General features: G+C 34.9%; 8 protein-coding genes. 4 read left to right on the top strand and 4 right to left on the bottom strand.

The features are described 5' to 3' along the window. Positions 1-76 precede the first annotated feature (76 nt). From O6P34_RS10065 to O6P34_RS10050, 4 genes are all read right to left on the bottom strand, one after another. Positions 77-991 (bottom strand): helix-turn-helix domain-containing protein, encoded by a 915-nt coding sequence (locus O6P34_RS10065; protein ID WP_269684381.1) that lies wholly within the window; start codon positions 989-991, stop codon positions 77-79. Positions 992-1,046: 55 nt separating this feature from the next. After that, on the bottom strand, positions 1,047-2,084 hold the full coding sequence (locus O6P34_RS10060; RefSeq protein WP_269684380.1) for an aldo/keto reductase: 1,038 nt from the start codon (positions 2,082-2,084) through the stop codon (positions 1,047-1,049). Between the two features lie 280 nt (positions 2,085-2,364). Next, positions 2,365-3,444, bottom strand: a complete 1,080-nt coding sequence (locus O6P34_RS10055) for a DUF418 domain-containing protein (protein WP_269684379.1) — start codon at positions 3,442-3,444, stop codon at positions 2,365-2,367. Between the two features lie 848 nt (positions 3,445-4,292). Next, a complete protein-coding gene (locus O6P34_RS10050) occupies positions 4,293-4,736 on the bottom strand; it encodes a hypothetical protein (RefSeq protein ID WP_269684378.1) in 444 nt (147 codons plus the stop codon). Positions 4,737-5,607: 871 nt separating this feature from the next. Between O6P34_RS10050 and O6P34_RS10045 the strand changes: the two genes are divergently transcribed. From O6P34_RS10045 to O6P34_RS10030, 4 genes are all read left to right on the top strand, one after another. Next, positions 5,608-5,787: a hypothetical protein gene (locus tag O6P34_RS10045; protein ID WP_269684376.1), complete on the top strand. Its 180-nt coding sequence runs from the start codon at positions 5,608-5,610 to the stop codon at positions 5,785-5,787. 122 nt (positions 5,788-5,909) lie between these two features. Further along, positions 5,910-7,223 (top strand): TolC family protein, encoded by a 1,314-nt coding sequence (locus tag O6P34_RS10040; RefSeq protein WP_269684375.1) that lies wholly within the window; start codon positions 5,910-5,912, stop codon positions 7,221-7,223. Positions 7,224-7,281: 58 nt separating this feature from the next. Next, positions 7,282-8,361 carry an efflux RND transporter periplasmic adaptor subunit gene (locus O6P34_RS10035; protein ID WP_269684374.1) on the top strand — a complete coding sequence of 360 codons (1,080 nt, stop codon included), beginning with the start codon at positions 7,282-7,284 and terminating at the stop codon, positions 8,359-8,361. 249 nt (positions 8,362-8,610) lie between these two features. After that, complete coding sequence (locus tag O6P34_RS10030) at positions 8,611-11,838, top strand: efflux RND transporter permease subunit (RefSeq protein ID WP_269684373.1); 3,228 nt, start codon at positions 8,611-8,613, stop codon at positions 11,836-11,838. Positions 11,839-11,842 lie beyond the last annotated feature (4 nt).

The following is an 11,842-nucleotide window of genomic DNA, read 5'->3' as shown; positions in this document are numbered from 1 at the left end:
ATCCCAAATACAAAACCATTTTCCCATTAAGCCAAATGCCCAAATTGCTTGTAGCGTGCGTTAGCGGTAGTGGTTTTTAGTTACATCTGTGTCGATATTCACTTGGTGTCAAGTTAGTTTTACTTTTGAATAGTTTACTAAATGATTGTGGATATTCAAAACCCAATAAATAAGCAGTTTCACTCACGCTCAATTCTGTGGTTGTTAAAATATCTTTAGCTTTTTCTATTAATTTATTATGTATGTGTTGTTGAGTATTTTGACCTGTTAAATTTCGTAGCATATCACTCAAATATGCAGATGAAACATTAAGTTCCTTGGCTAATTTATCAACTGTAGGTAATAGTATTTCTGAATTTTTAGAGAAATAGTTTTCTAAAACAAATTCAAAATTGGTGAGTAAATTATTTGTAGCCATTTTTCTTGTTAGAAATTGTCGACTGTAAAACCGGTTGCAATAACTCAAAATTAATTCAAGATTCGATACAATAACATCTTGACTGAAATTGTCTAAACGTGAATTGATTTCATTTTGAATATTTTTTACTATGATTTCAATTGTTTTTTCTTCTTCTTCAGATAGGTGGAGTGCTTCATTAGTTTCGTAATTAAAAAAACCATAATTTTTAATGGCTTGACCTAAAGAATATTGTCTTATTAAATCTGGGTGAAATAATAGCGACCAACCATCATTATTTTTGTCTTCATCTTTATCAATAGATATAATCTGATTTGGCGCAATAAATGACATAGTTCCTTCATCAAAATCATAATAATTTTTACCATATTTTAATTGACCTTTAAAACTTCTTTTTATGGAAATATTGTAAAAGTCTAATAACATTTTCTGATTTTGAGATTGATTATTATTAGTCGTTTTAGAATGGTCAATAATTGTAATTAGGGGATTCAATGGACTTGGAAAACCCAAAAAATTGTGCAAAGCCACAACTGAATTTATTTTTATGATATTTGGTTGTGAATTTTTCATAATTTAAAATTTGCAGGCAATAATAAATTATTACCTGCTGTATTAGTTTGTAAATTTAAGCATTTTGAAAATCAACTCCTGCGCTTCTATCCATTGTCATTATTTCAAGAACATTTCCAGGATATTCAATGGGTAATTTGCTGACATTATCTAATTGTGCCAATTCATCGTTTGTAAAAGCAACTTCTACTGCTTTTAAATTATCTTCTAACTGATGTAATTTTGTAGCTCCAATTATCGCACTTGTTACAACAGGTTGGTGTAGTAACCAAGCTAACGATAATTGAGCAATTGATACATTTTTTTGTTCAGCCATTGGTTTCAATATGTCCAAAACATCATAAGCTCTTTCTTCGTGAAAAGGTGGAAAAGGAAAAGTGTTTAATCTTCCTTCTTCTTTTTGCCCATTTCTTTTGTATTTTCCTGTCAATAGTCCGCCGCTTAATGGACTCCAAATAAGCATCCCAACGTTTTGGTCTAAAAGTAAAGGAACAATTTCACGTTCTGTGTCTCGAACATCTAATGAATAGTTGGCTTGTAGAGAAGCAAATCTGTCTAAATGATTGTATTTTGAATAACTCAACCCTTTCATTAGTTGCCAAGCGGTAGTATTACACGCTCCAAAATATCTTATCTTACCGCTTCTTACCAAATCGTCTAAAGTTCTAATCGTTTCTTCAATTGGAGTTAATGGGTCAATAGTGTGAATTTGATAAAGGTCAATATAATCAGTTCCAAGTCTTTTTAAACTGGCATCAACTTGCTGAATAATGTGCTTTTTAGAAAGTCCAAGATCATTTTGACTTTTACCCATTGTACCTCTAACCTTTGTAGCCAATACTAAATCATCTCTGTTAATATCTAAATTTTTGATTGCTTGGCCAATCATTGTTTCCGATAATCCTTCGGAATAGATGTTAGCTGTGTCAATAAAATTTACACCTGCTTCGGTTACTTTTTTGATTTGTTCATCAACAGCTTTTTGATCAAGATTTCCCATATAACCAAAAAATCCTTTTCCGCCATAGTTCATTGTACCTAAACAAAGGGTTGAAACTTTCAAACCTGTATTTCCTAAAATTTTGTACTTCATTTTATTTATTTAATTATGAAGTGCAAAGTTCAGCAGTTAATAAAGCTTCTTTGTATCCAAATTGATTTTTTTTGTATTCAAAATGAGGTTTAATTTGTTTGTATGTAGCTGATTAGTATCTTCGGAGGTACCATTACCGCTAACGTTTTTCGGCTTGGCGATGTGGCGGATTTTAGCACTAAAGTTCAATAGAAATACTGCTGTTGAACCTTGCCGAATGTTTCATAGAAGTACTTCAGCCGCCATATTGCCAAACCGATGTTACCTGCTGGGCTTTTTGTCATCCCGATATTTTTCTCATTAATGTTTCTAATGGACCATTTTCAAATTTCTTTCTCCACAAAATACTAAATAGAATACAGAAAATGTAAAATATAAAGGAAAAAGCAAGTATATAAATTGGCAATGTCGGTTGTTCATCTTCAAGTAAACCTGTGTAATTTTTCCCTGTCAATGTTGCCAATATTATCATTCCCAAAGTCAAATGAATAACATAGTGTGATAAGGTCATTTGTCCTGTTTTCTGTAACGCCAAAACAATTCTGTTAGTTGAATATTTTTCGCCAATATACATAAAAACTGAAATTGCCATAAATGCAAAAGCCATTGTTACTAAAATAAAAGGTAAGTAAGGTGGAAAATATTCAGCCATAATATAGTCGTTCCAAAATGGACTAAAAAATTGTCGTTTGACCATATAACGTAATCCTTGTATGAAAATGAAAACTAATAATCCGACTATGAAAATATTGCGTTTTGTATGTTTTAATTGCCAATTTAACTTTCCAAGCCACATACCAACTAAAAAATAAGAAAACCAAGGAAATATTGAGTTCCAACCATTATAAAATGTATTTCTTAAAAACCCCAAAGGTGACCAAAAGTCTAAATATCTATAATTTGTAAAATCCCAACTTGTAGTAATTGGAATGACTAATAGTAATAAATTAAAAATTGAAATTGCGATGATTGCACCTAATAAATAATATCGTTTAGGAATAAATAATAAAAAAGCTGCTATATGCATATAACCTCCATAAAAATGTAAAATGTCGCCCGACCACCAATTAAAAAGCAATAAACCTAATACAAATAGAAACCAACTTCGTTTCAAAATTTTCGATTTAAGTTCTGTTTTTTCTTGAGTTGTATAGTCTGTTTTGTTTGTCATTAATGAAACGCCCATTCCTGCACAAATTATAAAAATTGCAGTTGAATTTCCTGTAAATATATTTAGAAAATGTCCAACATTGTCAGTTGGATTCATTACTGAACCAAAACTAAAATTAAAGTTAACAATGAACATTCCAAAAATTGCATATGCTCTTGCTATGTCAAATCCTATTATTCTGTCTTTCATAGTTTATGTTCAATTTTCTACTCTCGTGCGGTAGACTTGCAAGTAACGTTTTGCTAGTAGGCGATGGTCGGGCTAAATAAATCTATTATTTCGGATTATCTCTACTTTTCCAAATACGAAACCAATTTCAAATTAAGCCTAATACCCAAATTGCTTGTAGCGTGTGTTAGCGGTTCGGTTGTTTATGTACAAACCATTTGATAAAACTCTTTTACCAAGTTTTTCTGTATTGCGGATGATTGAGGCCAACTCCAAATCATAAGATGAAATAATATTAAGTGTATTACTATCAAATTGATTAGTACTTTCTTTAATGTTTTTTTGCTTTTTGTCAGCGATAATGTAATAAAGAAAACTATAATAATCCAAAAAGGAATATAGACAATTCGACTTAAACCTGTTTGTGGAAATAAGTTTACTAGCAATGTCAATTCTAAAATACATACTAATATTGATAAGATGATTAAAAGTATTCTTTGGTTGAATTTCATCATTTATTTTCTTTTCAGCAAGTTTCTATTTTCCATTTTCAAATTCATAAAGCTTTCTCAAACTTCTGCTTTTCAAGTTTCAATTCTCAACTTCCAATATTTATATTTTCAAGTTTTAAAAATTTGACTTTCAAGTTTATACTTTTCACGATTTCATTTTCGGTTTTCCTGCGTTAAACAAAATCAATCTCTTACAAAGTTTTTTTTGCGTAAATTCGGTTTCAACTGACCGCTAACGTTCGGGTACTACAGCGGGTTTGGGACTAAATTAAGCTCTAATTTCGGATTTGCCAAATTATCCCAAATACAAAACCATCTTTCCATTAAGACAATTGCCCAAATCCGTTGTAGTAGCTGTTAGGCGTTCGGTTTTCTTTCCGCTAAGAACGGATGATGTTTTAATTGTTCTTCGTATTGTTCTTTATTTATGAATGGCCAATAATCAAAATCTCCACTTTTTTTCATTTCAACTAGTTCTCTTTCTTTTTCATTCATTTTGTTTTTATAATATTTTCCAAAGGATAATAGATTGGAAATATGTTCACTAAATGAAAACCTAATTGTTGGATTTATTGCGTCAAAATAGGGCCATTGATATTCAATATCAGAATTTAAGAACAAAATATATTTAGCTATTTCTTTTAATTGTTCTTCTGAAAGTTTGTTTTTGCTTTTTAGTTTCTGTTCTTCTAAGTCACTATATAAGCACCAACTTAATTCAAGTATTGGTTGGATTATTCCATCATCAAATTTAGCTTCTTTAGATCTATAGTATTGTTCTGGAAGCCATCCAAAACTCACATCATCTGTTATATAGTCTTCAAATTCATCATTACTTATTAATCCAATAGATAAATGTCTAAGATGATATGCTAATTTTTTTCTTCTTTATATATCTACCATATTTTTAGATTTCGTTTTGTTAAACTGACGCCTAACTAGTATATAGGTCTGACAAAGTAAGACTTATCACCCCGAAATTGGGTAGATAGGTCTGACAAACGTCAGACTTTATTTTCAAACAAATATATTCTTTTTTTCTACAAATCATGAAGCCGGCTTTTAATTCGTTGCGAACTTTTCGTACATAACAGCATTAGCGCATTGGGTACACTAACCCACAACCACGATTCTCCTACTTTTAGTTATGATTCTTGTGCCTGCAGTTACGATTCTCCTACCTTTAGTTGCGATTCTCGGGGCTACACTTACGATTCTCCTACCTGCAGTTACGATTCTCGATCCTTTAGTTAAGATTCTCCTACCTGTAGTTATGATTCTTGTGCCTTTAGTTACGATTCTCCTACCTGCAGTTGTGATTCTTGTACCTGCAGTTGCGATTCTCCTACCTGCAGTTGCGATTCTCGGGGCTGCAGTTGCGATTCTCCTACCTGCAGTTACGATTCTCCTACCTTTAGTTATGATTCTCCTATGCATTTCACGATACTCGTATGCAATTCGCGATACTCGCATGCATTTCACGATTCTCCTATGCATTTCGCGATACTCGCATGCATTTCACGATATTCGTATGCATTTCACGATTCTCCTATGCATTTCGCGATACTCGCATGCATTTCACGATACTCGCATGCATTTCGCGATTCTCCTATGCATTTCGCGATACTCGCATGCATTTCACGATTCTCCTATGCGCATTTAGGATATTGCCATGCACATTCACGATACTCCTATGCAACTTTGCGATTCTCCTATGCACATTCACGATATTGCCATGCGCATTTGCGATACTCCTATGCAACTTTACGATTCTCCTATGCGCATTCACGATATTGCAATGCACATTTGCGATACTCCTATGCACATTCACGATTCTCCTATGCAATTTTAAAATTCTCCGTTCAAATCATTTAAAGATGCTTTTTTCATTTTTATCAAACGACTGTGACTTTTGTTACTGACTACCCGTTTTTCAGAATTTATCTTTGCTGCATCAATTTAGAGAAAACAATCATGAAGAAAATAAATGCACTACTACTCTTAGGTACGCTTTCGGTTGCTGCCGCAGGATTTAGTCAGGATACTTTGGCTATTTCTAAAAAAGAAATTTGGCAAAAAGCCTCCGACAAGAACCTGCAAATCAAAATAGCCAATCAGGATTTCAAATCGGCACAAGCTGATTACAGACAATCCAATGCCGTGTTTTTACCAAGTATTTCGGCTTCGCATACCGCAATTTCAACGACTAATCCGTTGATGGCTTTTGGATCCAAATTGAATCAGGAAATTTTAACAGCCGCAGATTTCGATCCGGATTTATTGAACAATCCAGCCAAAACACAAAACTTCGCTACCAAAATCGAAGTCTTACAACCACTGATTAATGTTGATGGATTCTACGGAAGACAAGCAGCCAAATCAAAAATGGAAGCCTTTCAATTGCAAACAGAGCGCACCAAAGAATACCTGGAACTCGAAGTCAACAAAGCGTTCATGCAATTGCAATTGGGATATAAAGCGGTGGCAGTTTTAGAAAAAGCAAATGCAACGGGGGATGCCAATTTAAAACTGATTGAAAATTATTTCAAACAAGGAATCCTTCAAAAAACCGATTTACTTTCGGTTCAAGTACGGGTGAATGAAATCAAAAATCAATTGCAATATGCCAAAAGTAATGTACAAAACGCATCCGATTATTTAGGTTTTCTTCTCAATGAAGACACAACAAATAAAGTCTACAAACCCATCGAAGCTTTAGAAAACAGCATTGTTATTGAAACCATCAATACCACACTTCCCGCCAATAGAAAAGACATTCAAGCTATGGACAAATCATCCGAAGCGTACGCAAAAATGCTACAATCCAGCAAAATGAATTTCCTGCCAAGATTGAATGCTTTTGGAAGTTATGAATTGTATGATGATACTTTTTTGGGAACCAATGCCAAAGGATATGTAGTGGGAGCACAACTATCATGGTCCGTTTTTGACGGTTACAAATCCATTGGAAAAATGGAAAAAGCAAAAGCCGATTTCCAAAAATCTGAAATAGAAAACCAACAATACAAAGCACAAAGCCAATTGGATTTGAACAAAGCCAATCGCCAGTTGAAAGATGCAGAAAACAAAGTAAACTTATCCAAATTAGCTTTAGAACAATCACAAGAAGCGTATAGAATCCGTAGCAACCGATTCTCACAAGGACTCGAAAAAACAACTGATTTATTACAATCCGAAACCCAAATGTCCCAAAAAGAATTGGAATTCCTGCAAGCTGTTTTTGAGTACAATTTCACTCAGGAATATGTACAGTTTTTAACGAAGTAGTTGAAAAGGGAGTAGCAAATAATAATTGAAAAGACACAAAATAATCAATAGAAAAATCATGAAAAAAATAATAACAATCCTTTCCATAGCGGCAGTTTTCTTAACCTCATGCGGAGGCGACAAAAAAGAACCAATTAAGACAGAACCTGCAATTGCAGTGAAAGTAAGCGGAATTTCGGCAGACACTAATAGTCCATTTGTTACCGCAAGCGGAAAAATTGAAGCCGAAAACAGTGCTAATCTAAGCACCAGAATGATGGGTTATGTAACTAAAATTCACGTACAAGTAGGACAAAAAGTAGGTGCCGGACAATTATTAGTGAGCATCAACAACACCGATTTGCAAGCCAAAAAAGCGCAAGTAGATGCCAGTATTCTTCAAGCAACTGCAGGGTATAATAATGCCAAAAAAGACTACGATCGTTTTGTGAATTTATTCAAACAACAAAGTGCATCCCAAAAAGAACTAGATGATATGACGGCACGTTACGAAATGGCAAAAGCCGGTTTAGAAGGTACCAAACAAATGCGAAACGAAGTAATGGCGCAGTTTTCGTATTCGAATATTACAGCTCCTTTTTCGGGAACGGTGACCAATACTTTTGTAAAAGAAGGCGATATGGCAAATCCAGGAATGCCTTTAGTGAGCGTAGAAGGTGCATCAAGATTACAAGTTACCGCGATGGTTTCGGAAAATGATATTGCGGCCATCAAAAAAGGAATGCCGGTACAAGTTTTGGTAAAATCATCAAACAAAACCCTTACGGGAAAAGTAAATGAAGTAAGTTCATCTGCTAAAAATACCGGTGGACAATATTTAGTAAAAATCAATTTAGACAAAACCGATTCATCCGTGTTATCGGGAATGTTTGTCAACGTTCAATTTCCTATTGAAAATAAAACAGAAGCTCTTCAAACGGATCGAATATTAGTTCCTCAAACGGCTTTGGTACAACAAGGACAATTAACTGGAATTTATACCATTGGAGAAGGAAACACCGCCATTTTAAGGTGGTTGCGAACAGGTAAAAACTTTGGCAATCAAGTGGAAGTATTATCCGGCTTAGCAGCAAATGAACAATATATTATTTCAGCTGAAGGAAAATTATATAACGGAGCTTTGGTGAGTATTCAGTAATAAGTTTTCAGTTATTAGTAAATAGTTTTAACCACATAGAAACATAGAAAAAAAGAGTTGGATAGCCCATTCTTGGGTTCACATAACTATGATTTTCTCCAATAGAGTGAAACGACTTTCAAAGTTTATAAAAACTATGTTTCTATGTGGTAAAAAAAATAGTTATAAAATTCAATAAAGTTAAATCAGTACTGAGTTTTGAGGAACAACTTTAAACTTTTAAACAATTAAACCTTAAACAAACAAAAAATGCAAGAAGGTATTTCAGGTAAAATAGCCCATTTTTTCATCAATTCGAAATTAACCATTTTGTTGATGGTGGCTTTGATGATTATTGGTGTGTACAGTTCGTTTTTGATTCCAAGGGAAGAAGAACCACAGATTAATGTGCCGATGGCTGACGTTATGGTGGGTTATCCGGGAGCGAGTCCGACGGAAGTAGAAAGTCGTGTGGCCAAGCCATTAGAGAAAATTATTTCGAATATAAAAGGCGTTGAACACGTGCATACCATGGCGATGAACGGCCAAGCGATGTTGATAGTACAGTTTTATGTGGGTCAGGATGTGGAGCGTTCGTATGTGAAATTGTATGACGAATTGGCGAAACACGAAGATATGTTTCCGCAGGGCGTTTACAAACCGATGGTAAAAACGCGTTCGATTGATGATGTTCCTATGTTAGGAATTACGCTTTGGAGCGAAAAACAAGATGATTTTCAGTTACGCCAAATTGCCGAAGAAGTGACTTCGGAAATTGAAAAAGTAAAAGACGTTGCCATTACCAAAGAAATTGGTGGCAGCAATCGCGAACTGAAAGTGATTTTGGACAAAGACAAAATGGCCGAAAATGGTGTCGATGCATTGGGCATTATGCAAATGATTCAGGCGAATAACGGGAGTTCACAATCAGGGAGTTTTGTACAAAATGACCAAGAATATCTGGTTACCACCGGACAGTTTTTATCGAATGCGGAAGATATAGAAAACTTGGTTGTGGGTGTGAATAAAAACATGCCTGTTTATCTAAAACAAGTGGCAACGGTACAAGATGGACCTTCTACCGCTAGAAGTTATGTATCTTTTGGTTATGGCAAAGCCAATGAAAAATTCAAAACAGCTAAATCAGAATATCCGGCTATAACCATTTCTATTGGGAAAGTAAAAGGTGCCGATGCAATGAAGATTTCTGAAAAGATTTTGGAAAAAGTAGCGCATTTAAAACACTCTATTATAACCGATGATGTTCATGTAGAAGTAACCCGAAATTATGGTGAAACCGCATCGGACAAAGTAGGCGAATTATTATTACACTTAGGAATTGCCATTATTGCTGTTACCGTTTTAGTAATGCTTGCCATGGGATGGCGCGGTGGATTAGTCGTATTCTTTTCCGTTCCTTTAACCTTTGCTTTGACCTTATTTGCTTATTATTTATTGGGTTATACTTTAAATAGAATTACGCTTTTTGCCTTGGTTTTTGTCGTAGGAATTGTGGTGGACGACAGTATTATCATTGCCGAAAACATGCACCGACATTTCAAAATGAAGCGACTTCCGTTTAAACAAGCAGCGATTTATGCGATAAACGAAGTCGGAAATCCAACAATTTTAGCAACGTTTACAGTAATTGCAGCGATTTTACCAATGGCTTTCGTGTCCGGAATGATGGGACCTTACATGAGTCCGATGCCTATTGGCGCTTCGATTGCGATGATTCTATCTTTGTTTGTGGCTTTGACAGTGACACCTTATTTAGGGTATCATTTGCTTCAAGAAAAAGACGAGCAAGAACACAAACATGCCGAAGGAATGGAAACCAGCAGTATTTATAAAATATACAACAAACTGGAACGACCATTCTTAGAAAGCAGCATAAAAAGAAGAGTCCTTTTGGCAGTTACCGTGGTCTTATTATTGGGTTCGGTATTAATGTTTTTCACCAAATCAGTGGTGGTAAAAATGCTTCCTTTTGATAATAAAAATGAATTTCAAGTGGTAATTGATATGCCGGAAGGGACAACTCTGGAACGAACTTCGGCAGTTACTAAAGAAATTGCTCAGTATTTATCGACCAAACCGGAAGTGGTGAATTACCAAAATTATATTGGCACCTCTGCTCCTATTACGTTCAATGGATTGGTACGCCATTATGATATGCGTGGCGGAAGTAACATGGCGGATATTCAGGTGAATTTATTACATAAAGAAGAGCGTTATTTACAAAGTCATGAGATTGCCAAATCCATGCGTCCCGAAATCCAGAAAATTGCCAAAAAATATGGCGCAAATGTAAAATTGATTGAAGTGCCACCTGGACCTCCTGTTCTATCGACTTTGGTTGCTGAGATTTATGGTCCAAATTATGAAGACCAAATAAAAGTAGCCCAACAAGTGAAAACGATTTTAGAAAACACTTCGGATATTGTGGACATCGATTGGATGGTGGAAGACAATCAAACGGAATATAAACTGGAAATCGACAAAGAAAAAGCCATGTTGAACGGTATTGCGCCACAACAAGTCGTTGGAAATTTGACGTATTTATTGAAAGAATATCCGGTTTCAAATTTATATGATGAAAATTCAAATGACAATGTAGGCATCGTTCTTTCGCTTGACGATAAAGACAAAACGAGTTTACAAGACATTCAAAACCTGAAAATAAAAGGAAGTCAAGGGAACATGATTCCGGTGAGTGATTTAGTAAAAGTAGTTCGCGATACATTACAAAAAACCATTTATAGAAAAGACCAAAAACGCGTGGTGTATGTAACTGCTGATATGGCTGGAGCATTAGAAAGTCCTGTATATGCTATTTTAGGAATGAATGAAAAATTGGCTAAAATGAAACTGCCAGCAGGTTACAAAGTCAATGAATTGTACATGGAACAACCAACGGATGAAAGTGATTTTACCGTTAAATGGGATGGCGAATGGCAAATTACCTTGGAAGTTTTCCGTGATTTAGGAGTAGCATTTATGGTGGTTATTGTTATCATTTACATGCTGATTGTAGGCTGGTTTCAAAACTTCAAAACACCAATGGTAATGATGTTGGCGATTCCGCTTTCATTAATCGGAATTGTATTGGGACATTGGATATTGAACGCTTATTTCACCGCAACCTCTTTTATTGGTATGATTGCTTTAGCGGGTGTAATGGTTCGAAACTCGGTGTTGCTGATTGACTTTATAGAGATTCGACTAAACGATGGCGTGCCATTAAAACAAGCCATTATTGAAGCTGGAGCAGTTCGAACTACTCCTATTCTATTGACTACTGGAGCGGTTGTTATTGGAGCTTCTATCATTTTGTTTGACCCAATTTTTCAGGGATTAGCGATTTCATTGGTAGCCGGAGCAATAGTTTCGACTGTATTGACCTTACTTGTTGTGCCTTTGATTTATTACATAACGGAGAGAAAAAAATGGGAATCAACCTCTAGTGCAACCGATGAAAAAAATCCTAATTCCTAACTTA

The sequence above is a fragment of the Flavobacterium lacustre genome, from assembly GCF_027474525.2.
GTDB lineage: Bacteria > Bacteroidota > Bacteroidia > Flavobacteriales > Flavobacteriaceae > Flavobacterium > Flavobacterium lacustre.
Note: the sequence above shows the minus strand (reverse complement) of the source record. Positions and strands in the feature narration are given on the sequence as shown.

Bases quoted from the DNA above. Each gene is read 5' to 3' on its own strand.
- O6P34_RS10065 (WP_269684381.1), bottom strand. From the start codon at position 991: ATGAAAAATTCACAACCAAATATCATAAAAATAAATTCAGTTGTGGCT.
- O6P34_RS10060 (WP_269684380.1), bottom strand. From the start codon at position 2,084: ATGAAGTACAAAATTTTAGGAAATACAGGTTTGAAAGTTTCAACCCTT.
- O6P34_RS10055 (WP_269684379.1), bottom strand. From the start codon at position 3,444: ATGAAAGACAGAATAATAGGATTTGACATAGCAAGAGCATATGCAATT.
- O6P34_RS10045 (WP_269684376.1), top strand. From the start codon at position 5,608: ATGCACATTCACGATACTCCTATGCAACTTTGCGATTCTCCTATGCAC.
- O6P34_RS10040 (WP_269684375.1), top strand. From the start codon at position 5,910: ATGAAGAAAATAAATGCACTACTACTCTTAGGTACGCTTTCGGTTGCT.
- O6P34_RS10035 (WP_269684374.1), top strand. From the start codon at position 7,282: ATGAAAAAAATAATAACAATCCTTTCCATAGCGGCAGTTTTCTTAACC.
- O6P34_RS10030 (WP_269684373.1), top strand. From the start codon at position 8,611: ATGCAAGAAGGTATTTCAGGTAAAATAGCCCATTTTTTCATCAATTCG.